Genomic DNA, 22,828 nt, shown 5'->3' with positions numbered 1-22,828 from the left:
TCAGTTGAGCAAATGTTGCGCTACGTTCTCTGCCCCATTTCGACCAGCCGGTTGTCGGGAAGCTCGAAGTAATCGGATGCCCGGCCCGCGTTGCGCTGCAGCCAGCCGAACAGCACCCGTCGCACCGGGTTCATGCCCGGCAGGTTCTCCTCGCCCACCGAGGCGCGGGAGACAAAGTACGAGGTCTTCATCGAATCGATGGCCAGGGTCTTCTGGTAGGCCAGGATGCGGATGAACTCGGGCACGTCGGGCCGTTCCATGAAGCCGTGCCGCGCGGTGACCACCCAGATGCCGTCCATGAGCTGATCGGCCTCGATGCGCAGGCGCGCGTCCACGCGCGGCGTGTCGCACGAGAGCACGCGCAGCACGATCACCTGCTCGTGCAGCACCTGGTTGTGCTTCAGGTTGTGCAGCAGCGCGTGCGGCACCGCCGTGGCGTCGGGGTTCAGGAACACCGCCGTGCCGCTCACCCGGTGCGGCAGGTGGCGCGCCAGCGACTCGACGAAGGGCCGCAGCGGCAGGCTGTCGGCCGCCGCCGCTTCCAGGCCCAGGCGCCGGCCCTTGGCCCAGGTGGTGAAGAGCACCATCACCCCGGCCGCCACCGCCAGCGTGAGCCGGCCGCCCTCGGCCACCTTCAGGCTGTTGGACACCACGAAGGTCAGGTCGACGACCGCGAAGGCCAGCACGCCGACCACCACCGCCACCCTGTTCCGGCGCCACAGGCCCCAGGCGACGACACCAGCCAGCAGCGTGGTGGTCACCATCGTGATCGACACCGCGATGCCATACGCCGCCGACAGCGCCCCCGAGCTGCGGAAGCCCAACACCAGCAGCAGCACGCCGACCATCAGCAGCCAATTGACTGCTGGCACGTAGATCTGCCCGATGGCCGTGCCCGAGGTCTGCACCACGCGCATGCGCGGCAGGTAGCCCATGCGCATCGCCTGCGCAGTGAGCGAGAAGGCGCCCGAGATCACCGCCTGCGACGCAATCACCGTCGCCATCGCGGCCAGCACCACCATCGGCAGCACGCCCCAGGACGGAAAGAGCCGGAAGAACGGGTTGTCGATGGCCGCCGGGTTGCCCAGCACCAGCGCGCCCTGCCCGAAGTAGTTGAGCACCAGCCCCGGCAGCGCGATGAATATCCACGCCAGCCGGATCGGCCGGGCGCCGAAGTGCCCCATGTCGGCATACAGCGCCTCGCCGCCCGTGAACGCCAGGAACACCGCGCCCAGCACCGCCAGCGACTGCGCCCGGTGCTCGACCAGAAAGCCCACCGCCCGGCGCGGGTCGAGCGCCGCCAGCACCTGCGGCTGCTGCAGCACCTGCCAGAGACCGGACAGGCCCAGCACCAGGAACCACAGCAGCATCACCGGCCCGAAGATCTTGCCGACCACGCCTGTGCCCTTCTTCTGCACCATGAACAGCCCGATGAGGATGGCCACCGTGATCGGAATCACCGCGCGCTGCAGCACCGGCGCCTGCACCTCCAGGCCCTCGACCGCCGACAGCACCGAGATCGCCGGCGTGATCAGGCTGTCGCCATAGAACATGGCCGCGCCCACCAGGCCCAGCAGCCCGATCCCGCGCCACACCCAGGGCCGGGTCTTCGAGCCCGCGACCGCGTTGCGCGCCAATGCCTGCAACGCCAGGATGCCGCCCTCGCCGTCGTGGTCCGCGCGCAGCACGAACACCACGTACTTGAGCGTCACCACGAACATCAGGCCCCAGAAGATCAGCGAAAGCAGGCCCAGCACCGCGTCGGGCGAGAACGGCACGCCGTGCTCGGGGTTCATCGTCTCCTTGAAGGCATACAGCGGCGAGGTGCCGATGTCGCCGAAGACGACGCCCAGCGCCGCGATCATCAGCCCCGGCCCGGCCGGATGTGCGGTGTCGCCCGAAGCGGAAGGCGAAATCCCGGAAGTCCCGGAAGCCGCGGCAGTTGCTTTCATCGTCATGGGCGAAAGAGAGATGGAAAGTGGCGACGCCGCCAGCATAGTGCCCGGACATGACGTCGCGGACAATCGTGGCGTGTCCGCCACTCCCCCCGCCAATCCCCGTCATGCCGCCGCGCCGGCCCATTACGAAAACTTTCCCGTGGCCTCGTGGCTGTGCCCGCCGCACCTGCGCCCGCCGATTGCCGCGATCTACCACTTTGCGCGCACCGCCGACGACATCGCCGACGAAGGCGACGCCTCGCCCGACGCGCGCCTGGCCGAGCTGCGCGCCTACCGCGGGGAACTGGCCGCCGCCGCGCGCGGCGAAGCACTGCCCGACTCGCGCTGGCCCCATGTGTTCGGCCCGCTGGCCGGGGCCATCACCGAGTACCACCTGCCCGAAGACCTGCTCGCCGACCTGCTCAGCGCCTTCATGCAGGACATCGAGAAGACCCGCGACCGCGGCACCTATGCCGACCGAGCCGAGCTGCTCGACTACTGCCGCCGCTCCGCCAACCCGGTCGGCCGGCTGCTGCTGCACCTGTACGGCGTGACCGATGCACAGGCGCTGGCCCAAAGCGACGCGATCTGCAGCGCGCTGCAACTCATCAACTTCTGGCAGGACCCGAGCGTCGACCTGCCGCGCGGGCGCTTCTACTTTCCGCGTACCGACTGCGCGCGGCGCGGCCTGACGTCCGAGCATTTCAAGGTCTTTGAACCGCTGTCGCCGGCACCGCCGCCGCAGGAAGCGATCAACCTGATCGCCGTGGTGGCCTTCTGGGCGCGCGAGCTCATGACCGAAGGCGCCCCGCTCGTGCACCGCCTGCCGGGCCGCGTGGGCTGGGAGCTGCGCCTTGTCGTGCAAGGCGGCCTGCGCATCCTCGACAAGATCGAGGACCTGGGCTTCGACACCTTCACGCAGCGCCCCACCGTCGGCAAGGCCGATGCGCCCCTGCTGCTCTGGAAGGCATGGCGGATGCGGAGACAATCACGCCCCATGAAAGCAGCGCCTCCCCGATGAATCCCGAGCAATACGTGCAAGACAAGGCCGCCGCTTCGGGCAGCAGTTTCTATTACGCCTTCCTGTTCCTGCCCAAGCCGCGGCGCGCCGCGATCACGGCTTTTTATGCCTTCTGCCGCGAGGTCGACGACGTGGTCGACGAGGTTTCCGACCCCGGCGTGGCCGCCACCAAGCTCGCCTGGTGGCGCACGGAAGTCGCCCAGGCCTTTGCCGGCACGCCGCGCCACCCGGTCATGCAGGCGCTCATGCCGCATGCCGCGGCCTACGGCATCGAGGCGCGCCAGCTCCACGAGGTGATCGACGGCTGCCAGATGGACCTGGACCAGACCCGGTATCTCGACTTTCCCGGCCTCGCACGCTACTGCCACCTCGTGGCCGGCGTGGTCGGTGAAGTCGCGGCGCGCATCTTCGGCCAGACCGATCCGCAGACCACCGCCTACGCCCACAAGCTCGGCCTGGCGCTGCAGCTCACCAACATCCTGCGCGACGTCGGCGAAGACGCGCTGCGCGGCCGCATCTACCTGCCGGTCAACGAACTGCAGCAGTTCGACGTGAAGGCGCACGAGATCCTCAACCGCATCCACTCCGACCGCTTTGTCGCGCTCATGAAGTTCCAGGCCCAGCGCGCGCACGCCGCCTACGACGAGGCACTGGGCATGCTCCCGCTGGCCGACCGCCGCGCCCAGAAGCCCGGCCTCATGATGGCCAGCATCTACCGCACGCTGCTGCGCGAGATCGAGCGCGACGACTTCCAGGTGCTGAACCAGCGCGTCAGCCTGACGCCCGTGCGCAAGCTCTGGCTGGCCTGGAAAGTCCAGGCCCTGGGCCGTATATGACGCCCCACCCTTCGTGCCGATGAGGCTCGCCGTCATCGGCGCCGGCTGGGCCGGCCTCGCCTGCGCCGTCGAGGCCACGCGCCTCGGCCACGCCGTCACCCTGTTCGAAGCCGCGCCGATGGCCGGCGGGCGCGCGCGGCGCGTCGATCACATGCACGGCATGGCGCTGGACAACGGCCAGCACATCCTGATCGGCGCCTACACCGCCACGCTGGCGCTCATGCGCGACGTGGGCGTGGATGTCGACACCGTGCTGCAGCGCCTGCCGCTCTCGCTGCGCTTTGCCGACGGCGGCGGGCTGCAGCTGCCCGCGGGCCGGCCGCCGCCGCTCGACCTACTGATCGGCATCTTCACCGCGCGCGGCTGGAGTTGGCGCGACAAGGCCGCGCTGCTGTCCACCGCCGTGCGCTGGCGCCTCGCGGGCTTTCGCTGCGCGCCCGGCACCAGCGTGGCCACGCTCTGCACCGGGCTCACGCCGCGCGTCATGCAGGAGCTGATCGAGCCGCTGTGCGTCTCGGCGCTCAACACACCCGTGTCGCAGTCGAGCGGCCAGGTGTTCCTGCGCGTGCTGCACGACGCGCTGTTCAGCGGGCGCGGCGGTGCCGACCTGCTGCTGCCGCGCGTCGACCTCGGCGCCCTGCTGCCCGACGCCGCGCTGGCGTGGCTTGCCCAGCATGGCGCCACCACGCGCATCGGCCACCGCGTGCGCGCCATCGCGCCCGAAGGTGACCAGTGGCGCGTCGATGACGAAGTCTTCGACCAGGCCGTGCTCGCGGGCGCGCCCTGGGACGCCGCGCGACTCGCGCGTGCCACCGGCCTGCCCGCGGCATCGCGCTGGTGCAACGTCACCGAATCGCTGCGCTTCGAGGCGATTGCCACGGTCTACGTGCGCGGCGCCGCGCCACTGGCCGAACCGATGCTCGCGCTGCGCAGCCAGCCGGGCAGCGCACCGGCCCAGTTCGTGTTCGATCGCGGCCAGCTCGGCGGACCAGAAGGCGTGCTCGCCTTTGTCGTGAGCGCCAACGAAACGCCGCGCGAGACGCTCGAAAAACAGGTCCTCGCCCAAGCCGGCACGCAGCTCGGGCAACCGGGGCTGACGCCGATCCAGACCGTGGTCGAGAAACGCGCCACCTTCGCCTGCACGCCCGGCCTGGCCCGCCCGCCGGCCATCATTGCGCCGGGGCTGCTGGCCTGCGGCGACTACACCGAAGGCCCCTATCCCGCCACGCTCGAAGGCGCCGTCCTCAACGGACTGGCCGTCGCGCGCTCGCTTGCCACCCCATGACCACGACCCTGCGCTACCTCGATTTCGACTACAGCGAAGACACCGAAGACCACGGCACCTTCGACGCCATGGCCTCGACCCCGCCCGAGCGCACGCCCGAGGTGGAAGCCGAGATCGCGCTGGTGCTCGCCTGGGCCGACGCCACCTTTCCGGGCGCGCGCGGCGCCCTCGACGAAGGCGCGATGTGGGACTGCGACGTGCAGCGCACGCGCGAAGACAACCCGCGCCTGGACACCCTCACGCTCTCGCTCAGCGGCACCGCCGACTTCTGCGCGGCGCTGCGCGAGCGCTTCGGGCTCGACTGAAAAGCCAGGGCCGACTCAGGCCGTCTTGTTGCGCAGCCGCAGCAGGCTCAACCCCAGCAGCACGAAGGCGCCGCCCGACACGCGGTTGAAGAGCTTCGCGCGCTTCGGGTTCGCGAACTGCTTCTTCAGCAGGCGCGCCAGCACCACGTACGACCCATGCGCCACCACCGAGCCGACCGCGAAGGTCGTGGTGAGCACAGCGAACTGCGTGAGGATCGGCGCGTCGTGCGTGAGGAACTGCGGGAACAGCGCCGAGAAGAACAGGATGCCCTTGGGGTTGGTCAGCGCCACCGTCACGCCATGCCCGAACAGCCGCCGTGCAGAGCGCGAAGGCGCCGGTGCACCCGAAGGCTGCAGCTCGGCGAACACGCTCGTGCGGCTGCGCCACTGCCGGATGCCCAGGTACACGAGGTAGCCCGCACCCGCCACCTTCAGCACCATGAAGGCCGTGGCCGAGGTGTTGAGCACCACGCCCAGCCCGCCCATCGCGGCGGCCGACACCAGGAAGAGCCCGCAGGCGTTGCCCAGCGAACTGATCATCGCGCGGCGCGGGCCGACGGTGATGGCGTTGGAGACCGCGAGCAGCACGGCCGGGCCGGGCGTGAAGGCGACGAGCAGGGTCACGCCGCAAAAGAGGAGCCAGGTGGAGAGATGCATGGGAGGAAATTCGCGCGGACGCGATGAAGAAAGCAGTGAAAGGAGGCAGCCGCAAAACTATAGTCCGGGCAGCCGCGTGCCGCTGAGGCCGTGCCGATAGTCCCTAGACCCCCGTCACCCATGATCACCTGCTACCTGCGCTACATCGTCGATCCGTTCAAGCTCAAGGAATTCGAGCACTACGGCAAGCTCTGGATTCCACTGGTCGAGAAGTTCGGCGGCCAGCACCACGGCTACTTCCTGCCGTCAGAAGGCGCGAACAACGTCGCGCTGGCGATGTTCAGCTTCCCGAGCCTGGCCGCCTACGAAACCTACCGGGCCGACTCGATGCAGGACGCCGACTGCCAGGCCGCCTTCCGCTACGCCGAAGAAACCCGCTGCATCGTCAGCTACGAACGCAGCTTCTTCCGCCCGGTGTTCCGCTGACCCGAAGAAAGTTCAGGCGCCCAGCGCGATGCACAGCGCGTGCAGGTTGGGCACGATCAGCTGCGGGCGCGCGCCGTGCTCCCACGGGCGCTCGTCGCGCACCAGCCATGCGGCCTGCATGCCGGCGTTGAGCGCGCCCACCACATCGAGCGCGGCATCGTCGCCCACGTGCAGCACGTCTTTCGGGAGCAGGCCGACCGAGGCCGCCGCGGCGCGGAAGATCGGCGCGTGCGGCTTGCCGCTGCCGAAGGCGCGCGCATTGAAGGCGGTGCGGAACCACCGGCCGACGCCGGTCTTGTGGATGTCGGCATTGCCGTTCGACACCGCCACCAGCGGGTAGCGCTCGCTGAGCCACTTGAGCGCCGGCAGCGCGTCGTCGTACAGCGTGACGCGCTGGCGCTCTTCGAAGAAGGCATCGAAGGCCGGGTCGGCCAGCGCCGGGTCTTCGCCCGCGCGCGTGAGCGCCGTGCGGATCGACTCGCGGCGCAGCGCGCTCAGGTCGTGCGCAAGATCGGAACGCTCCTTGGCGGTGGCTTCGCGCAGCTCGCGCAGCACGCCCGGCGTGAGCAGCAGCGAGGCCGTCTTGGGTGCCTCGCGCAGCAGCCATTCGTGCAGCACGCGCTCGGCGCGTTCGATGGTCGGCCAGATCGGCCACAGCGTGTCGTCGAGGTCGAGCGTGATCGCCGAAATGCGTGAGATGTCGAGCGGCGTGGCGCCGCCGGGCGCCGGGGAAGCGGAAGTCATGCCCGAGAATATCGCATGCCTCTCACGCCCCCAGACAGCAAGAACAGCAGCAACGACCGCACCGCCGTGCTCTGGTGCAACCTCGGCTCGCCCGACGCGCCCACCGCCGCCGCGGTGCGCCCCTACCTCGCCGAATTTCTGGGCGACCCGCGCGTGGTCGAGATTCCCAGGGTGCTGTGGGCGTTGATCCTGCACGGCATCATCCTGCGCACGCGGCCCGCGAAGTCGGCTGCGAAGTACGCGAGCATCTGGCTGCCCGAGGGCTCGCCGCTCAAGGTCTGGACGCAGAAGCAGGCCACCTTGCTGGCCGGCTTGCTCGGCGAACGCGGCCACCGCGTGACGGTGCGCGACGCGATGCGCTACGCCAACCCGTCGATCGCCTCGCGGCTCGACGCACTGCAGGCCGAGGGCGCCACGCGCGTGCTGGTGCTGCAGGCCTATCCGCAGTACTCGGCCACGACCACCGCGAGCGTGATCGACGCGGTGAACGACTGGAGCCGCAAGCAACGCCGCATTCCCGAATTCCGCTTCGTCAACCAGTACCACAACGATCCCGCCTACATCGATGCCCTGGCCCAGGGCATCGAAAAGCACTGGAAGACCGAGGGCCGTGGCGAGCTGCTGGTGATGAGCTTCCACGGCATTCCCGCGCGCAACATCGCGCTCGGCGATCCCTACGAGGCGCAGTGCCTCGAGACCGCGCGCCTGCTCGCGGCGCGGCTGGGCCTGGCGTCCACGCAGTACCGCACGACCTTCCAGTCGCGCTTCGGCCGCGCCAAGTGGCTGGAGCCCTACACCGAACCGACCCTGCGCGAACTCGGCGCCAGCGGCGTGAAGCACGTCGACGTGGTGTGCCCGGGTTTTCCGGCCGACTGCCTCGAAACGCTCGAAGAGATCGCCATGGAAGGCCGCGAAGCCTTCCTGCACGCAGGCGGTGAACGCTTCGGCTACATCCCCTGCCTGAACGACAGCCCGGTGTGGATCACCGCGCTCGCGGGCATCGCCGAACGCAACCTGGCTGGCTGGCCGACGCGACCAGACACCACTTCATGAAGAAAGACCTGCACGAAGCCAACCGCCAGTCGTGGAACGCGGCCACGGTCGCGCACAACAGCCACAAGGGCGACCAGGCCGCCTTCTTCCGCGCGGGCGGCTCCACGCTGTTCCCCGAGGAAAGCGCCCTGCTCGGCGACGTGAACGGCCTCTCGGTGCTGCATCTGCAATGCAACGCGGGGCAAGACAGCCTGAGCATCGCGCGCCGCGGTGCACGCGTGACCGGCGTCGACATCTCCGACGAAGCCATCGACTTCGCCACCCGGCTCTCGGCCGAGTCAGGCGTTGCGGCGCGCTTCGAGCGTGCGGACGTCTACGACTACTTCGAGGCCGCCGCCGCACGCGGCGAGCGCCACGACCTCGTGTTCTGTTCGTACGGCACGCTGTGCTGGCTGTCCGACCTCGGCGCGTGGGCGCGCGGCGTAGCGCAGTTACTCAAACCCGGCGGTCGCTTCGTGATCGTCGAGTTCCACCCGTTCGCGCTGGTGTTCGATCCGCAGTGGAGGTTCCGCTACGACTACTTCAACGACGCACCCGTGCCCGAGGAAGGCGTAGGCGACTACGTGGCCGAATCGGGCGACGGCCTTGTGCCCGACGACCGGCCGATGCCCGGCGTTCAAGGCTTTCGCAACCCGCACCCCAGCTTCGAGTTCACCTGGGGCGTGGGCCAGGTGACGACCGCGCTCGCGCAGGCGGGCCTGGCCATCGAGCGCGTCGAGGAGTACCCGTATACCAACGGCTGGAAGCCCTTCGAGGGCATGCGTGACATGGGCGGACGGCGCATGGCCCCGCCCGAAGGCATGCCGCGCATTCCGCTGATGTACGCGCTGGCGGCACGCCGCGCCTGAACGGGCTCAGAAGCGGCCGAGGTAATCCATCTTGCCGACGGGCACGCCCTTGTGGCGCAGCACGTCGTAGGCGGTGGTCACGTGGAAGAAGAAGTTCGGCAGTGCGAACTGCAGCAGGTAGCGCTGCGCGGTGAAGTGCGCCTCGCCTTCGCGCGCCTTGATGGTCACGGGGCGTTCTTCCTGGCCGTCGATGAGCGCGCGGTCCACGGTCGCCAAAAAATCCTGCGTCTTCGCGATGCGCGCCAGCAGGTCGTCCCAGGTCTTTTCCTCGTCGGGAAAGCTCGGGGCGGTGATGCCGGCGATGCGCGCCGTGCCCAGCTTCGAGGCGTCGCTCGCGCGCTGGATCTGGCCGGCCAGCGTGAGCATGTCGGGCGCGAGGCGCGCGTCGACCAGCGTCGCCGGATCGATGCCCTGGGCCGTCGCGTGCGCGAGGCCCTTGTTCAGCAGGTGAGTGAGTTGGCCGAGTCCGCGGGTGAAAACCGGCACGGACAGGTCGTACATCGAGAGGGCCATGGCGAGGTGGTCTTGGAGTTGAAGTCGGCCGGATTGTGATCCGGCCGTGCCTTCAACGACCGGCCGCGCGAATAAACCCTTCGATCGGGTCCAGTTGTTCCGCCACGTTGAGCGCGGGCGCGTGACCGCACCCCTGCACCTCGATCACCTGCAGGCGCCCGGCCGCGCCCGGCCCGCGCCGGTGCATCTCGTCGATCACCTCGGGCAGCACCAGGTCGGACTCGGCGCCGCGCAGGCACAGCACCGGCGCCTCGATCACGTCGTAGTGCGGCCAGATCAGGTAGTCGTTGTCGTGCGCGCTGAACTGCCGGACCATCGCCGGGTCGTAGTGCGGCGTGACGCGGCCGTCGGCCAGGCGGCGTGTGGAGCTCTCGGTCAGCCGGCGCCACTGCGCATCGCTGAGCCAGCCGTAGGGCTTGTAGACGGTGCGGAAAAAAGCCTCGAGCTCGGCGACCGTGTCGAAGGCCGGCGGGTCGCCGGCATAGGCGCGGATGCGCTCGATGGCGGCCTGCGCGAGCTGCGGTGCGTTGTCGTTGAGCGTGAGGCTGGCGATGCGCGCCTTCATGCGCGGCTCGAACAGGCCCGACGCGCAGACCGTGCCGATCGCACCGCCCATCGACGTACCCACCCAGTGCACGCGGCCCAGCCGCAGCTCGTCGCACAGCGCATTGGCCAGGCGCGCGTAGAACGCGAGCGTGTATTCGTCGTCGGGCGCCGGGCTCCACTGGCTCAGGCCGCGCCCCAGCGTGTCGGGGCAGATCACGCGGAAGCCGCGCGCCGCAAAGTGCTGCGCCAGCTCGTCCATGTCGCGGCTGGTGCGCGCCAGGCCGTGCCAGGCGATGACGACGGGGGCGTTGGCGGTGCCCCAATCGAGCCAGTGGATTTCACGGCCGCAGAGTTGGGCGTAGTGCGATGACGGCGTCATGGGGCTGTTGTTGTTGCCGTCATTCATTTCGCCGCCCTCGCCCGCAGCTTGCCGACGATGCCGGTCGGGAAGTAATACACCGACAGCACGAACAGCACGCCCAGCCACAGCAGCCAGCGGTCGGGCGACAGCAGCGCCGCGAGCCACGGCAGCCCGCTGGCGGCTTCGCTGCCCATGCGCAGCAGGTCCTGCAGGTAGCTCTGCGCCACCACGAACAGCACCGCACCGATGGCCGCGCCGTAGATCGTGCCCATGCCACCGATCACCACGATGAGCAGCACGTCGATCATGATCTCGAAGCTCAGCGAGGTGTCGGGCCCGTTGTAGCGCAGCCAGATGGCGAGCATCGCGCCGGCCAGCGTGGCGAACAGCGCCGACAGCACGGCCGCCGTGGTGCGGTACACCACCACGCGGTAGCCGATGGCCTCGGCACGGAACTCGTTCTCGCGGATGGCCTGCAGCACGCGGCCGAAGGGCGAGTTCACGATGCGCAGCATCGCCAGCACCAGCACCACCGCCGCCACGAACAGCAGGTAGTAGCACAGCAGCCGCCCGTCGAGCGAGACGCCGAGGAACGGTTCTTCCGAGAACTCGAAGCTCGGCGAGATCAGCTCGGGCAGCTTGAAGGTCAGGCCGTCTTCGCCGCCGGTGAAGTCCGACAGCTGCGAGGCCAGCGTCTGGAACGCCGAGGCCACCGCCAGCGTGATCATCGCGAAGAAGATCGCGCGCACCCGCAGCGAGAACAAGCCGATGGCCAGCGAGAGCACCAGCGAGATGGCGAGCGACGCGCCCAGCCCCACCAGCACCGCGCCCCAGTTGGGCCCGAGCCGCGAGGCCGAGATGGCGATGCCGTAGGCGCCGATGCCGAAGAACATCGTGTGCGCGAAGCTCACGATGCCGGTGTAGCCCAGCAGCAGATCGAAGCTCGCGACCAGCACCACGAACACCAGAATCTTGGCCGCGACGCTGAGCGCCTTCACGCCCGGGAACAGGAACGGCGCAAAGGCCAGCGCCAGGAACAGTGCCACCAGCAGCAGCGCCAGCAGGCGACTGCGCGGCATGTCGTTGGAGAGAAGTCGTTTCAGGAACATGACGGCTTTCTCCTCAACGGTTCGCCACGGGGTACACGCCCTGCGGGCGCCACAGCAGCACGGCCACCATGAGGAAGATGCTCGCGAACTGCGTGAGCGTGGGCAGCAAAAAGCCGATGTAGTTGGTCATGAGCCCCACGAGCACCGCGCCGAGCAGCGCCCCGCCGGTCGAGCCCAGCCCGCCGATGATGATCACGATGAAGATCAGCACGTTGACCTGCGCGCCCATCTGCGGCACCAGGTTCTGCTGGAACAAGCCCCACATCACGCCGCCCAGGCCGGCCAGCGCGCTGCCCACCACGAACACGCCGACGAACAGGCGACCGATGCGGTAGCCCAGCGACTCGACCATCTCGCGGTCTTGCACGCCGGCACGGATGAGCAGGCCGATCTTGGTGCGGCCCAGCGTCCAGGCGAGCACGCCGAACACCACCACGCCCACGGCCACCGCGAGCAGTCGGTACTTGCTGATGGCGGCGTCGCCGATCAGCAGCGAGCCGCGCAGCGCCTCGGGCAGCGGCAGCGGAATCTGCGCCGGGCCCCAGATCACCTTGATGAGCTCTTCGCCGATGATCATGCCGCCCATCGTGATGAGGATCTGCTTCAGGTGCTGGCCGTACACCGGCCGCACGATGAAGCGCTCGAAGGCCAGGCCGATGGCGCCGGCCACTGCCATCGCGGCCAGCATGGCCGGGAACACGGCCACGAGGTTGCGCCACAGCTCGCCCGAGCCGGTCCAGTCGCCCATGAGGCCGAGCACGCTGCTGGCCACGAAGGCGCCCAGCGCAATGAACACGCCGTGGCCGAAGTTCAGAACGTCCATCAGGCCGAACACCAGCGTGAGGCCCGAGGCGATGATGAAGATGATCATGCCCATCGCCAGGCCCGCCACCGTGAGCGTGAGCCAGGTGGAGAAGGAGCCGGTGAGCGGCAGTGCGACGAGCGCGAGGATGGGGGCGAGAAGCAGTGGCTTCCAGTCGAAGTCGATCTTGGTCATGAGCGCGCGCCCTCCTGGTCTTGGTCTTGCTCCTTCCCCCTCTGGGGGAAGGCGGGGATGGGGGCTGACGGCGCTTGCAAGGCCGCGCTGTATCGAAGGCCGCGAGCCCCCACCCCGACCCTCCCCCAGAGGGGGAGGGAGACATACGTCGAATACTTCATAGAGCCAGTCCCAGCAGCGACTGCTGCAATTGCGCGTCCGCAGAAAACGCGGCCATCGAGCCGCTGTGCACCACGCGGCCGTTGTCCATCACCGCAACGGTGTCGCCCAGGCGCTGGGCGAAGTGGATGTTCTGTTCGACCAGCAGGATCGTCACGCCGCTCGCCTTGAGCTCGCCGAACGCTTCGATCATGTTGTTGATCATCACGGGCGCCAGGCCCTTGCTGGGCTCGTCGATGATGAGCAGCTGGCGCGGCTCGACGATGGCGCGCGACACGGCCAGCATCTGCTTTTGCCCGCCCGACAGCTTGCCGGCCGGGTGGTTCCAGAATTTCTCGACCGCGGGGAAGAGCTTGAAGATCCACTTCAGCCGCGTGTCGTCGATGGCGTCGGCGTTCTTCGCGCCGCGCGCAGCCAGCACCATGTTCTCCTTCACCGTGAGGTCGGAAAAGATGCCCATGTTCTCGGGCACGTAGGCCACGCCGAGACCGGCGATCTGCGGCGTGTGCATCGCCGTGATGTCCTTGCCGTCGAACTGCACCCTGCCCTGCGACGCATGCCACAGGCCCATGATGGTTCGCAGCGTGGTGGTCTTGCCTGCGCCGTTGCGGCCCAGCAGCATGGTGAGCTGGCCCCTGGGCACGGCGAGGTCGACGCCGTGCAGGATGTGGTACGCCCCGATGTGCGTCTGCACGCCTTCGAGGGTCAACAGGTTCTGAGTGCTCATAGGTCTTGCTCCTTCCCCTTCCGGGGGAAGGCTGGGATAGGGGCAAGCGGCGCTTGCAAGGCTGCGGTGGTGTGGAGGCCGCGAGCCCCCACCCCTGCCCTCCCCCGGGAGGGCAGGGAGAAATTCAAATTCATCAGGGCCGTCTTCATGCGGCGGCCTCCTTCGCGATGCCCAGGTAGGCCTCTTGCACGACCGGCGAGGCGATCACCTCGGCCGGTTCGCCGTCGGCCACGAGCGTGCCGTTGTGCAGCACGATGATGCGGTCCGCGAGCTCGCGCACCACATCCATCTTGTGTTCGACCAGCAGGATGGTCTTGGTCTTGTCCTGCTTCAGCTTGCGGATCAGGTCGAGGATGACGGGCGCCTCGGCCGCGTGCATGCCGGCCGTGGGCTCGTCGAACATGAAGACCTTGGGTTCGAGCGCCATCAGCAGCGCCACCTCGAGCTTGCGCTGGTCGCCGTGCGGCAGGCTGGCCACGGTGGCGTGGGCGCGCGGCTCGAGCGCCACGTCGGCCAGGATCTGGTCGGCGCGTTCGGTCAGCGCCTTGTGGTCGCTCCAGATGCTCCACAGGTTGAGCCCGTGGCGGTGCGCGCCGGCACGCGTGGCCTGCACGGCGAGCCGCACATTTTCCAGCACCGTGAGGTTCGGGAACAGGTTGGTGAGCTGGAACGCGCGCCCCAGCCCGGCGTGCGTGCGCGCCGACGGCGACAGGTGCGACAACGGTTGCCCGTCGAGCGACACCGTGCCGGCCGTGGCCTTGAGCTGCCCGGAGATCAGGTTGAAGTAAGTGGTCTTGCCCGCGCCGTTGGGGCCGACGATGGCCGTCAGCGTGCCTGGCGCGAATGCGCAGCTCACGCTGTTGACGGCCACGTGCCCTCCGAAGCGGATGGTCAGATCCCGGGTCTCAAGCATTGTGGAAAGGTCCTTGCGAATCAAAAAAAATCAGTGCTCGGTGAGCGGCCTCAACAGGTGCCGATCACGTAGTAGTTGGTGCCCGTCTGCTTCAGCGTGGTCGTGGCGTAGATGTTCCAGAGGCCCATCGACTGGCCCGAGCCGTTGGCATAGGTCAGGCCCCACAGCGCATAGGCGCGTCCGGCCATGGTGTGCGTGTAGTTGCTCGCGGTGTAGCAGGTGCCCCCGCCGCCGCCCGGGCCCGCCGTGGTCGCGCCCGTGGCGGCCGCCGACATCGCGCCTTCGACGTTGCTCGCGTTCAGCGCGGCCACGGTCCAGCTGTAGGTGGTCGACGCGGCCAGGCCGGTGTCGGTGTAGCTGGTGCCGGACACCGGCGAGGCGTTGACCTTGCTGCTCCCGCGGTACACGTTGTAGCCCGATGCGCCCGAGACGCCGGCCCAGCCGACGACCATGCTGCTGCTGGTCGCGCCCGAGGTGCCCACGCCCGTGGGCGCCGGCAGCCCGCCGCCGCCGGCCGAACCGGTCACGCGGTCGATCATGGCCTTCATGGCGGCCATCTGCGGGCCCGACTTCTTCGCGTAATTGGCGCTGTCGTAGCCCCACCAGTCCCAGCAGCTGTTGGTGGCCGCGGTGCTGGTCTGCGGGTAGATCAGGATGATGTTGTTGGTGTCGGCCCAGCGGTTGTAGCCGGTCTTCCTGACGTACTGGTCGCTCACGTCGGTGTAGTTCTGCTTGCAGCCGTGCAGCACCAGGTGCACGCGGCACGAGGTGGTGGTGCAGGCCTGCGGCACGTAGAGCCAGCCGGTGGCGGCCACGCCGTGGCCGGTGACGAACTCCGACTGGTTGAACTCGGTGAAGGTGCCGCCGAGCGTGCCGTTGTTGCGCGGGTTCAGCGGACCATACAGCTGCGTGAGGATCTCGCCCGCGAGGTCGAAGCCGCAGTTGTTGATGTACGGCGCGGCCGTGGTGCTGCAGGCGCCGCCGTAGTCGTCGGTGACCATCGCGTGGCCCGCGCCGAGGTTGTTCTTGTAGACCGTGTTGGCGGCCGGCACAAAGCTCTGGTAGTACGTCTTCAGGTCGTCCATCACCGCCTGCTTGACGGTGTTGTCCGAGGTGCCCGAGAACAGGTAGACCTTGGAATTGGTGAGATTCGACACCGGGTCGATCGCGCCGCTGGCGGCCCAGCTGTTGGTGGTGCTCACGAGCGTCGACACCGGAATGCCGGTGCTGTGCGTCATGCAGCGCCCGGTGGCATTGAGCACGGAGCCTTCGGCGCAGTAGTACGGACCGCCGGCGACCACGCCCGCGCCGCGCTTGAAGGTGGCCGAGTAGGCCACGTGCAGTTGCACCGCCATGAAGCCGCCGGCCGACAGGCCGGACACGCTCACCTCCGCCGGGTTGGCGCCGAGCGCCGGCAGCGGCACGGCCGCCGTGGCGGCCTGCGCCGCGGCCGTGATCACCGCCGCTGCGGCAAACCCCTTCCAGTTGTTCCATCGCATCGCTGGCATCGCTGTCTCCTATTGGTTTATGTATCGAACGCTTGCTTGCAGACTGACGAATTGGCCGTGGAGCGCGACAGCGTGCGCAGGCGCAGGCTGGCGCTTCGCCCGGCGGCCATCCGGGGCGAAAAGGGGGCGGCGCCTGCATGCGCGCCGCGGGTTCAGGGGGCGATCAGCGCCGTGTTCAGCGCTTGTTTTTGATGGGGATGTCCATCTCTTCGGGCTTGATCTCGTGCACCAGCTCGGGCACGCCCCACGCGAAGGCGGGGTCGGCCTTGATCTTGAAGTGGTACATCGACTGCATCGCCTGGTGATCTTCCTTGCGGAAGGTCATCTTGCCCTTGGGCGTGTCGAAGCTCATGCCTTCCATGGTGCTGATGAGCTTGTTGGTGTTGGTGTCGCCGTTGGTCTTCTTCAGCGCCGTCACCACCGCCATTGCGGCCGAGAAACCACCGGCCGTGAAGAAGTCCGGCGGCGTCTTGAATTCCTTGTAGTGGGCCGCGACCAGCGCCTCGTTCACCGGGTTCTTCGGGATGCCGAAGTAGTAGTAGGCCGCGCCTTCCATGCCCGGCAGCGACTTGTAGGCCGCCATGGCCGGCAGGATGTTGCCGCCGGTGGCGATCTCGATGCCGTAGCGCTTCAGGTCGAGGTCGACGATCTTGAACGGGTTGCCAGCGCCGGCCCAGACGATCCAGATGATCTTGCGGCCCGGCTGGTCCTTCAGCTTGTCGATCAGGCGCTGCGCGCCGGCCGTGAAGTCGGTGGTCGTGGGCGGCAGGTATTCCTCGTGCGCGAGCTTGGCTTTCTTCAGCGCGGCGCCGAAGGCCTTCACGCCGTCGCGGCCGAAGGCGTTGTCTTGTGCGAGCGTGGCGACGGTGACGCCGGCCTTGTCGATGGCCACGGCGTTGGAGATGGCGTCCTGGCTCGAGTTGCGGCCGGTGCGGAAGATGTACTTGTTCCACTTGTCGCCCGTGATCGAGTCGGCCACGGCGGGCTCGACGATCAGGATCTTCTTGTATTCCTCGGCCACCGGCAGCATGGCCAGCGCCACGCCTGAAGCGGTCGGGCCGACCGCGAGCGCGGCCTTGTCGTCGGAGTACGCGGCGGCCAGCAGCGACTTGCCCAGGTCGGGCTTGCCCTGGTCGTCCTTCTCGAGGACCACGAGCTTCTTGCCGTTGACCATCATCGTGCCGCCGGTGGCGTAGTTCAGGCCCATCATCAGGCCGGTCTGCGTCTGCTTGCCGTAGGCCTCCAGCGCGCCGGTCTTGCTGTAGACGTGGGCGATGCGGATCTCGTTCGATTGGGCCCAGGCGGGCAGGGTTGCGGCGGTGGCGCCCAGGGCGGCCAGGGCGATGAGGTGGCGACGGTGCATGTCTTGTCTCCTGATAATGGTGACTGAATATTGCACAGTTCGTGCCACCCACCTAAGCCATTGATAACAAAGGCTTCCTCATTCGGGCGCAACCGGTTTCGCCTGATTTCAGTGCATTCGTGTTGTCTTTTTTTCAGACAACTGTCTGTTGATCAGTCAGGGTTTCCCAGCAGAGTCGCGGCGCGCCGCGAGCCAGCCTTCGAACTCGCGTTCAGCCTGCATCCGCAGCGCGTTGCGCGTGTGGTTGCACACCGCATGCGCGAGCCGCCGGTGCTTCTGCTGGCGCACGCCGCCCAGCGTGGCGTCGAGCAGGTGTTCGATGGTGGCCGACTCGGGCCGCCCGTGCGGCTCGTCGAAGTCCATCGGCAGACCGCACCAGTGGCAGTTCGGGCCGAAGGTGGAGCGCAGTGCCTTCACGCTCATGACAAGCCCATCCCGGTCATGCGCTCGTACAGCGTGGCGCGCGAGATGCCCAGCAGCCGCGAGGTCGCGAGCTTGTTGCCGCCCGTGCTTTCAAGCGCAGCGGCGATCGCCTTGCGCTCCAGCTCGGCCACCTGCTGCGACAGCGGGCGCAGCAGGGCTGCCTCCTGGTCGACGTCGCGCAAGCTGTGCGAGGTGTCGGGCGCTTCGATCTGCTCCAGCCCCGCCTCGCGCAGGATGCGTTCGAGCTGCGCCGCGTCGATGCGCTGCGAGTCGCTGCGCATCGTCACCTGTTCCAGCACGTTGCGCAGCTCGCGGATGTTGCCGCGCCAATGCTGGCCGGCCAGCAGCGCGAGCGCGTCGGGCGTGAGTTCGGGCGGCGCCTCGCCGCTGCGCAGCGCCATGTCCTCGCCCAGCGCCTCGACCAGCGCCGGGATGTCACTGCGCCTCTCGCGCAGCGGCGGCACGCGCAGCGGCAGCACGTTGAGGCGGTAATACAAGTCTTCGCGGAACAGGCCGCGGCGCACCAGCTCGGGCAGGTCGCGCGAGGTGGCGGCGATCACGCGGGCGTCGAACGGGATCAGCTTGTTGGAGCCCAGCGGCTCGATCTCGCCTTCCTGCAACGCGCGCAGCAGCTTGGCCTGCAGACCGAGCGGCATGTCGCCGATTTCGTCGAGGAACAGGCTGCCGCCGTCGGCCAGCTTGAACTTGCCTTCGCGCCCTCGCTTGTCGGCGCCGGTGAAGGCGCCGGGGGCGAAGCCGAAGAACTCGGCCTCGAGCAGCGTGTCGGGCACGGCCGCGATGTTGACGCTGACGAACTGGCCCTTGGCGCGCGTGGACGACGCATGGATCGCGTGCGCCAGCAATTCCTTGCCGGTGCCGGTCTCGCCGAGCAACAGCACCGGACTGGTGGACTGCGCGGCGCGGCGCGCGTGGCGCTTCACTTCCACCGCCGCCGGGCTGCTGCCGATGAAGCTCGCGAAGGTGTACTTGGAACGGCGCTGGCCGTCGGGCGCGTGCTGGTACAGCGGGTTGTTGCGCTGGCTGGCCAGCTCGCGCCGCGCGTCGTCGAGGTCGCGCTGCAGCAGCGCGAACTTGCTGATGAGCGGCTGCAGCGTGGTCTCGGGCTGGTCGAACAGCACGATGCCGATGGCGCCGATCACGTCGCCCAAACCACGGTCGCCGTCTTCACGCTCCTCGCGCAGCGGGATGCGGCTCACGACGAAGGTGCCGGCTTTGTTGGTCAGCAGGTCGATGAGGATGGGCTCGCCCGTGTCGAGCACGCGGCGCATCATGGTGTTGGGAATCACGTCCTCGACCATGTGCCCCATGAACTCGTCGATGGACGAGAAACCCAGCGCCGGCAGGAAGCGCCGGTAGCCCTCGTTCACCCAGACGATGCGCCCGCTGCGATCGACCAGGAACATGCCCTGGCTGATGCTCGAAAACAAATGAAACATCGAGCGCGCGGCGAGCGCGAGGATGCCTTCGGCGTCCAGGGGCAAGGCGGGCGGCGGTGCGGCGGCGGAGGGAGCAACGGGCATGCGCGGATCGTACTGTGTGCGACGCCCTGCCCTGCAGCGCGCCGGCCCCTCGCGCGCCCGACATACAACCAAAAACAAAAGCCTTCAGCAAGCCTTAAGTAAATCAATCGTTTGATTTCGACCGTGCTCTAATCGCGCCGATGAACGCCCGGGACCCCCTCACGCCAGCGCCCACGCCGGCCCTCACGCCGCCCCCGCGCCGCGCGCCCCGCAGCGACGGCGCCGAGGCGCGCCACCGCCTGCTGCACACCGCGCTGCGGCTGTTCGCCCAGAACGGTTTCGCCAAGACCTCGATCCGCGAGATCGCGCGCGAGGCCGGCGTGAACGTGTCGGCCATCAGCTACTACTTCGGCGACAAGGAGGGGCTGTACGGCGCCACCTTCAACGAGCCGATGGGCAGCGATTCGAACGACCTCGTGGCCGCCTGCAACGTGCCCGGCCAGTCGCTCGAGGACACGCTGCGCATCTGCATGGCGGCCATGATCGATCCGCTCAAGCAGGGCGAGATCGTGCGCCAGTGCATCCAGCTGCACATGCGCGAGATGCTGGAGCCCACCAGCCAATGGGCCAAAGAGCTGGAGCGCGACATCAAGGGCCCGCACCGCGCCATCGCCGAGCTGCTGTGCCGCCACCTGCAGGTGGCGCGTGCCGACGACGACATCCACCGCCTGACCTTCGCGATCACGGGGCTGTCGATGCAGCTGTACGTGAGCCAGGATTTCATCGAGGCCCTGCGCCCGTCGCTGCTGCGCACGCCGCGCGCCATCGACACCTGGGCCGACCGGCTCACGGGCTACGCGATGGCGCTGGTCCAGGCCGAAACCGCACGCCGCCGCCAGGTGGCCGCCGAGCAAAGAAAGAAGCCATGAGACGACTCCGACGGATTGCCCTTGTTCTGAGCCTGCCGCTGGGCCTCGGCCTGGCAGGCTGCGGCCTCACGCGCCCGCCCGCCTCGGTGCAGGCGCCCTTCCCCGCCCAGTGGCACGTGCCCCTGCCGCACGGCGGCTCGCTCACCGCGCTGGCCGACTGGTGGCGCCAGCTCGACGACCCGCTGCTGGTCGAGCTGATCGCCGCCGCCGAAACCGCCAGCCCCAACCTCGCAAGCGCCGCGGCGCGCGTGGCCGAGGCGCGCTCCACGCGCGTGCAGGCCGGCGCGGCGCTGCTGCCCAACCTGGACGGCACGGTGTCGGCCAGCCGCGGCGTCTCGGGCTCGTCGTTCGGATCGGGCGGTTCTTCGAGCAGCAGCAGCGCCAGCACCGCCATCGCGCCGGTCACCACGCTGCAGGCCGGCCTGCAGTCGAAGTGGGAGATCGACCTGTTCGGCCGCCTGCGCGCCGACCGCGACGCGGCCCAGCAACGACTCGACAGCGCCACGGCCAAGTGGCACGACGCCCGCGTCGCCGTGGCGGCCGAAACGGCCAACGCCTACTTCGCCGAGCGCGCGTGCCAGCTGCAGTTGACCGTGTCCGGATCGGATGCGAAATCGCGCAGCGAAACGGCGCGGCTCACCGACCTGTCGGCGCGCGCCGGCTTCACCGCGCCGGCCGATGCCGCACTCGCGCGTGCCAGCGCCTCCGATGCTTCCGGCCGCCTCACGCAACAGCGCGCCCTGTGCGCGGTGCAGCGCAAGGCGCTGGTCGCACTCAGCGGGCTCGACGAACCCACGCTCGCGCAGAAGCTCGCGGCCTCGCCCACGCAGCGCGCGCTGCCGGTGGTCGGCGCCATCGCCAGCGTGCCGGCGCAGGCGCTGTCGCAGCGGCCCGACGTGTACGCGGCCGAACTCGGCGTGGCGTCGGCCAGCGCCGAGGTGGGTTCGGCCGAGGCCGAGCGCTACCCCAAGCTCACGCTCTCGGGCTCGATAGGCCGCATGCAGATCCGCACCAGCGGCTTTCGCGAATCGCTCGACACCTGGACGGTCGGGCCGCTGTCGCTCACCGTGCCGCTGCTCGACGGCGGCGCGCGCGCCGCCAACGCCGAGGCCGCCAAGGCGCGCTACACCGAGGCCGTGTCGCTGTACCGCGCGAACGTGCGCCAGGCGGTGCGCGAGGTGGAAGAAGCGCTCGTGAACCTCGACGCCACCACGGCGCGCAGCACCGACGCCGACAGCGCCGTGAAGAACTACCAGGCCTCGTTCGACGCCACCCAGGCCCGCTTCAGCAGCGGCCTGGCCAGCCTGTTCGAGCTCGAGGACTCGCGGCGCACGCTGTTCGCCGCGCAGACCGCGCGCGTCTCGCTGCAGCGCGAGAGCACCGAAGCCTGGGTTTCGCTGTACCGCTCGATGGGCGGCGGCTGGAGCCGCCCCGCCGAAGCATCGTCCCCAATGACCTCCACCCCGGCCGCCAAGGTCGCGACGTCGCCATGAAAACAATGAAGCGTTCCACCCTGTTCATCGCGCTGCTGGCGCTGATCGTCGTCGTTGCCGCAGGCCTGTGGCTCACGCGCAAGCCGGCCGACGACAAGGCCGCATCGGCCGCCAAGACCCCGGCCCAGCGCCCCGCGCTGACGGTCTCGGTCGCCAAACCCGAGGCCACCGAGCTGACCGTCACGCTGGCCGCCAACGGCAACGTGGCAGCCTGGCAGGAGGCCGTGATCGGCTCCGAATCGAACGGCCTGAAGCTGGCCGAGGTGCGCGTCAACGTGGGCGACACCGTGAAGAAGGGCCAGGTGCTCGCAGTGTTCTCGCCCGAGACGGTGCAGGCCGACATCGCGCAGGCACGCGCTTCGCTCGCCGAAGCCCGCGCCTCGGCCGCCGACGCGGCCGGCAACGCCGCGCGCGCCCGCACGCTGCAGGCCACGGGCGCGCTGAGCCAGCAGCAGATCAACCAGTACCAGACCACCGAGCAGACCGCCAAGGCGCGCGCCGAAGCGGCCGAGGCCGTGCTGGCCGCGCAGCAGGTGCGCGGTCGCAACACGCAGGTGCTGGCACCGGACGACGGCGTGATCTCCGCGCGCACCGCCACGGTCGGCAGCGTGGTCGGTGCCGGCACCGAGCTGTTCCGCCTGATCCGCCAGGGCCGGCTCGAATGGCGCGCCGAAGTCACCTCGGCCGAACTCGGCCGCATCGCCGTGGGCACGCCGGTCTTTGTGGTCAGCGCCAGCGGCGCGCAGGTCAAGGGCAAGGTGCGCAGCATCGCGCCCACGGTCGATCCGCAGACGCGCGCGGCGCTGGTCTACGTCGACCTGCCCAACGTGCAGCAGAACACCGGCGTGAAGGCCGGCATGTTCGCGCGCGGCGACTTCGAACTCGGCCGCAGTTCCGCGCCGACCGTGCCGCAAAGCGCCATCGTGCCGCGCGACGGCTTCAACAACGTCTTCACGCTGCTGCCCGACGGCCGCGTGGCGCAGCTCAAGGTGCAGACCGGCCGCCGCCTGAAGGACCGCGTGGAAATCACCAGCGCCCTGCCCGAGGGCGTGCAGATCGTGGTGCAGGGCGCGGGCTTCCTCAACGACGGCGACCTGGTGCGCGTGGTGGACGCCACGCCCACCGCCGTGGCACCTGCCACCCCGGCGAAGGCAGCGGCATCCGCGCCTTCGCCTAAATAAGCAAGCACAAAGG

The 22,828-nt window shown here is 69.0% G+C and carries 23 protein-coding genes; 10 read left to right on the top strand and 13 right to left on the bottom strand.

Going from position 1 to position 22,828, the window contains the following annotated elements; all coding sequences use genetic code 11:
- Window positions 1-20: 20 nt before the first annotated feature.
- The gene (locus RZE79_RS13740; protein WP_319361179.1) at window positions 21-1,865 is read right to left on the bottom strand and encodes a potassium transporter Kup; all 1,845 of its coding nucleotides are present in this window, start codon (window positions 1,863-1,865) and stop codon (window positions 21-23) included.
- 166 nt (window positions 1,866-2,031) lie between these two features.
- Here RZE79_RS13740 and hpnC point away from each other — a divergent pair, with 166 nt between their 5' ends.
- The 4 genes from hpnC to RZE79_RS13720 are packed head-to-tail and all read left to right on the top strand — an operon-like array spanning window position 2,032 to window position 5,384.
- Window positions 2,032-2,958: a squalene synthase HpnC gene (hpnC, locus tag RZE79_RS13735; protein WP_373696556.1), complete on the top strand. Its 927-nt coding sequence runs from the start codon at window positions 2,032-2,034 to the stop codon at window positions 2,956-2,958.
- On the top strand, window positions 2,955-3,794 hold the full coding sequence (hpnD, locus tag RZE79_RS13730) for a presqualene diphosphate synthase HpnD (RefSeq protein ID WP_319360855.1): 840 nt from the start codon (window positions 2,955-2,957) through the stop codon (window positions 3,792-3,794). The genes hpnC and hpnD overlap by 4 nt, the downstream gene beginning before the upstream one ends.
- Before the next feature lie 19 nt (window positions 3,795-3,813).
- Window positions 3,814-5,079 (top strand): hydroxysqualene dehydroxylase HpnE, encoded by a 1,266-nt coding sequence (gene hpnE / locus RZE79_RS13725; protein WP_319361176.1) that lies wholly within the window; start codon window positions 3,814-3,816, stop codon window positions 5,077-5,079.
- Entirely contained in the window at window positions 5,076-5,384 is a 309-nt protein-coding gene (locus RZE79_RS13720; protein WP_319360854.1) for a hypothetical protein, read from the top strand. The genes hpnE and RZE79_RS13720 overlap by 4 nt, the downstream gene beginning before the upstream one ends.
- Before the next feature lie 15 nt (window positions 5,385-5,399).
- Here the strand turns inward: RZE79_RS13720 and RZE79_RS13715 are convergent, their stop codons facing one another.
- Window positions 5,400-6,041 carry a LysE family translocator gene (locus RZE79_RS13715; RefSeq protein WP_319360853.1) on the bottom strand — a complete coding sequence of 214 codons (642 nt, stop codon included), beginning with the start codon at window positions 6,039-6,041 and terminating at the stop codon, window positions 5,400-5,402.
- Window positions 6,042-6,161: 120 nt separating this feature from the next.
- Between RZE79_RS13715 and RZE79_RS13710 the strand changes: the two genes are divergently transcribed.
- Window positions 6,162-6,467, top strand: coding sequence for an NIPSNAP family protein (locus tag RZE79_RS13710; protein WP_062475864.1), 306 nt, complete (start codon window positions 6,162-6,164; stop codon window positions 6,465-6,467).
- 12 nt (window positions 6,468-6,479) lie between these two features.
- Here the strand turns inward: RZE79_RS13710 and RZE79_RS13705 are convergent, their stop codons facing one another.
- On the bottom strand, window positions 6,480-7,211 hold the full coding sequence (locus RZE79_RS13705) for an HAD family hydrolase (protein WP_153284514.1): 732 nt from the start codon (window positions 7,209-7,211) through the stop codon (window positions 6,480-6,482).
- A 15-nt stretch (window positions 7,212-7,226) separates the two neighbouring features.
- Here RZE79_RS13705 and hemH point away from each other — a divergent pair, with 15 nt between their 5' ends.
- Both hemH and RZE79_RS13695 read left to right on the top strand, forming a co-directional pair.
- Window positions 7,227-8,264, top strand: coding sequence for a ferrochelatase (hemH, locus tag RZE79_RS13700; RefSeq protein WP_319360852.1), 1,038 nt, complete (start codon window positions 7,227-7,229; stop codon window positions 8,262-8,264).
- The gene (locus RZE79_RS13695) at window positions 8,261-9,112 is read left to right on the top strand and encodes a class I SAM-dependent methyltransferase (RefSeq protein WP_319360851.1); all 852 of its coding nucleotides are present in this window, start codon (window positions 8,261-8,263) and stop codon (window positions 9,110-9,112) included. Before hemH ends, RZE79_RS13695 begins: the two co-directional genes overlap by 4 nt.
- Before the next feature lie 6 nt (window positions 9,113-9,118).
- On the opposite strand, the gene RZE79_RS13690 is transcribed toward RZE79_RS13695, so the two are convergent.
- The 10 genes from RZE79_RS13690 to RZE79_RS13645 form a co-directional block, all read right to left on the bottom strand.
- Window positions 9,119-9,625: a DUF1993 domain-containing protein gene (locus RZE79_RS13690; protein WP_319360850.1), complete on the bottom strand. Its 507-nt coding sequence runs from the start codon at window positions 9,623-9,625 to the stop codon at window positions 9,119-9,121.
- A 52-nt stretch (window positions 9,626-9,677) separates the two neighbouring features.
- Complete coding sequence (locus RZE79_RS13685) at window positions 9,678-10,550, bottom strand: alpha/beta hydrolase (RefSeq protein ID WP_319360849.1); 873 nt, start codon at window positions 10,548-10,550, stop codon at window positions 9,678-9,680.
- Window positions 10,551-10,573: 23 nt separating this feature from the next.
- The gene (locus RZE79_RS13680) at window positions 10,574-11,641 is read right to left on the bottom strand and encodes a branched-chain amino acid ABC transporter permease (protein ID WP_319360848.1); all 1,068 of its coding nucleotides are present in this window, start codon (window positions 11,639-11,641) and stop codon (window positions 10,574-10,576) included.
- Window positions 11,642-11,654: 13 nt separating this feature from the next.
- Window positions 11,655-12,638, bottom strand: a complete 984-nt coding sequence (locus RZE79_RS13675; RefSeq protein WP_153284519.1) for a branched-chain amino acid ABC transporter permease — start codon at window positions 12,636-12,638, stop codon at window positions 11,655-11,657.
- A 157-nt stretch (window positions 12,639-12,795) separates the two neighbouring features.
- Entirely contained in the window at window positions 12,796-13,524 is a 729-nt protein-coding gene (locus RZE79_RS13670) for an ABC transporter ATP-binding protein (RefSeq protein ID WP_319360847.1), read from the bottom strand.
- Window positions 13,525-13,669: 145 nt separating this feature from the next.
- The gene (locus RZE79_RS13665; RefSeq protein WP_153284520.1) at window positions 13,670-14,437 is read right to left on the bottom strand and encodes an ABC transporter ATP-binding protein; all 768 of its coding nucleotides are present in this window, start codon (window positions 14,435-14,437) and stop codon (window positions 13,670-13,672) included.
- A gap of 50 nt (window positions 14,438-14,487) precedes the next feature.
- Window positions 14,488-15,945: a PHB depolymerase family esterase gene (locus RZE79_RS13660; protein WP_319360846.1), complete on the bottom strand. Its 1,458-nt coding sequence runs from the start codon at window positions 15,943-15,945 to the stop codon at window positions 14,488-14,490.
- Between the two features lie 175 nt (window positions 15,946-16,120).
- A complete protein-coding gene (locus RZE79_RS13655) occupies window positions 16,121-17,308 on the bottom strand; it encodes a substrate-binding domain-containing protein (protein WP_101492913.1) in 1,188 nt (395 codons plus the stop codon).
- Window positions 17,309-17,464: 156 nt separating this feature from the next.
- The gene (locus RZE79_RS13650; protein WP_192196496.1) at window positions 17,465-17,731 is read right to left on the bottom strand and encodes a hypothetical protein; all 267 of its coding nucleotides are present in this window, start codon (window positions 17,729-17,731) and stop codon (window positions 17,465-17,467) included.
- A complete protein-coding gene (locus tag RZE79_RS13645; protein WP_319360845.1) occupies window positions 17,728-19,272 on the bottom strand; it encodes a sigma 54-interacting transcriptional regulator in 1,545 nt (514 codons plus the stop codon). The genes RZE79_RS13650 and RZE79_RS13645 overlap by 4 nt, the downstream gene beginning before the upstream one ends.
- 140 nt (window positions 19,273-19,412) lie before the next feature.
- Between RZE79_RS13645 and RZE79_RS13640 the strand changes: the two genes are divergently transcribed.
- The 3 genes from RZE79_RS13640 to RZE79_RS13630 are packed head-to-tail and all read left to right on the top strand — an operon-like array spanning window position 19,413 to window position 22,815.
- Window positions 19,413-20,141: a CerR family C-terminal domain-containing protein gene (locus tag RZE79_RS13640; RefSeq protein WP_319360844.1), complete on the top strand. Its 729-nt coding sequence runs from the start codon at window positions 19,413-19,415 to the stop codon at window positions 20,139-20,141.
- Window positions 20,138-21,634, top strand: coding sequence for an efflux transporter outer membrane subunit (locus RZE79_RS13635; protein WP_319360843.1), 1,497 nt, complete (start codon window positions 20,138-20,140; stop codon window positions 21,632-21,634). Before RZE79_RS13640 ends, RZE79_RS13635 begins: the two co-directional genes overlap by 4 nt.
- The gene (locus RZE79_RS13630; protein WP_319360842.1) at window positions 21,631-22,815 is read left to right on the top strand and encodes an efflux RND transporter periplasmic adaptor subunit; all 1,185 of its coding nucleotides are present in this window, start codon (window positions 21,631-21,633) and stop codon (window positions 22,813-22,815) included. The genes RZE79_RS13635 and RZE79_RS13630 overlap by 4 nt, the downstream gene beginning before the upstream one ends.
- Window positions 22,816-22,828: the final 13 nt, after the last annotated feature.

The sequence above is a fragment of the Variovorax sp. EBFNA2 genome, assembly GCF_033802765.1.
Classification (GTDB): Bacteria; Pseudomonadota; Gammaproteobacteria; order Burkholderiales; family Burkholderiaceae_C; genus Variovorax; species Variovorax paradoxus_H.
Note: the sequence above shows the minus strand (reverse complement) of the source record. Positions and strands in the feature narration are given on the sequence as shown.

Bases quoted from the DNA above. Each gene is read 5' to 3' on its own strand.
- RZE79_RS13690 (WP_319360850.1), bottom strand. From the start codon at position 9,625: ATGGCCCTCTCGATGTACGACCTGTCCGTGCCGGTTTTCACCCGCGGA.
- RZE79_RS13630 (WP_319360842.1), top strand. From the start codon at position 21,631: ATGAAAACAATGAAGCGTTCCACCCTGTTCATCGCGCTGCTGGCGCTG.
- RZE79_RS13650 (WP_192196496.1), bottom strand. From the start codon at position 17,731: ATGAGCGTGAAGGCACTGCGCTCCACCTTCGGCCCGAACTGCCACTGG.
- RZE79_RS13635 (WP_319360843.1), top strand. From the start codon at position 20,138: ATGAGACGACTCCGACGGATTGCCCTTGTTCTGAGCCTGCCGCTGGGC.
- RZE79_RS13710 (WP_062475864.1), top strand. From the start codon at position 6,162: ATGATCACCTGCTACCTGCGCTACATCGTCGATCCGTTCAAGCTCAAG.
- RZE79_RS13685 (WP_319360849.1), bottom strand. From the start codon at position 10,550: ATGACGCCGTCATCGCACTACGCCCAACTCTGCGGCCGTGAAATCCAC.
- RZE79_RS13680 (WP_319360848.1), bottom strand. From the start codon at position 11,641: ATGTTCCTGAAACGACTTCTCTCCAACGACATGCCGCGCAGTCGCCTG.
- RZE79_RS13645 (WP_319360845.1), bottom strand. From the start codon at position 19,272: ATGCCCGTTGCTCCCTCCGCCGCCGCACCGCCGCCCGCCTTGCCCCTG.
- RZE79_RS13695 (WP_319360851.1), top strand. From the start codon at position 8,261: ATGAAGAAAGACCTGCACGAAGCCAACCGCCAGTCGTGGAACGCGGCC.
- RZE79_RS13655 (WP_101492913.1), bottom strand. From the start codon at position 17,308: ATGCACCGTCGCCACCTCATCGCCCTGGCCGCCCTGGGCGCCACCGCC.
- hpnD (WP_319360855.1), top strand. From the start codon at position 2,955: ATGAATCCCGAGCAATACGTGCAAGACAAGGCCGCCGCTTCGGGCAGC.
- RZE79_RS13705 (WP_153284514.1), bottom strand. From the start codon at position 7,211: ATGACTTCCGCTTCCCCGGCGCCCGGCGGCGCCACGCCGCTCGACATC.
- RZE79_RS13660 (WP_319360846.1), bottom strand. From the start codon at position 15,945: ATGCCAGCGATGCGATGGAACAACTGGAAGGGGTTTGCCGCAGCGGCG.
- RZE79_RS13675 (WP_153284519.1), bottom strand. From the start codon at position 12,638: ATGACCAAGATCGACTTCGACTGGAAGCCACTGCTTCTCGCCCCCATC.
- hemH (WP_319360852.1), top strand. From the start codon at position 7,227: ATGCCTCTCACGCCCCCAGACAGCAAGAACAGCAGCAACGACCGCACC.
- hpnE (WP_319361176.1), top strand. From the start codon at position 3,814: ATGAGGCTCGCCGTCATCGGCGCCGGCTGGGCCGGCCTCGCCTGCGCC.
- RZE79_RS13720 (WP_319360854.1), top strand. From the start codon at position 5,076: ATGACCACGACCCTGCGCTACCTCGATTTCGACTACAGCGAAGACACC.
- RZE79_RS13740 (WP_319361179.1), bottom strand. From the start codon at position 1,865: ATGATCGCGGCGCTGGGCGTCGTCTTCGGCGACATCGGCACCTCGCCG.
- RZE79_RS13665 (WP_153284520.1), bottom strand. From the start codon at position 14,437: ATGCTTGAGACCCGGGATCTGACCATCCGCTTCGGAGGGCACGTGGCC.
- RZE79_RS13640 (WP_319360844.1), top strand. From the start codon at position 19,413: ATGAACGCCCGGGACCCCCTCACGCCAGCGCCCACGCCGGCCCTCACG.
- RZE79_RS13715 (WP_319360853.1), bottom strand. From the start codon at position 6,041: ATGCATCTCTCCACCTGGCTCCTCTTTTGCGGCGTGACCCTGCTCGTC.
- RZE79_RS13670 (WP_319360847.1), bottom strand. From the start codon at position 13,524: ATGAGCACTCAGAACCTGTTGACCCTCGAAGGCGTGCAGACGCACATC.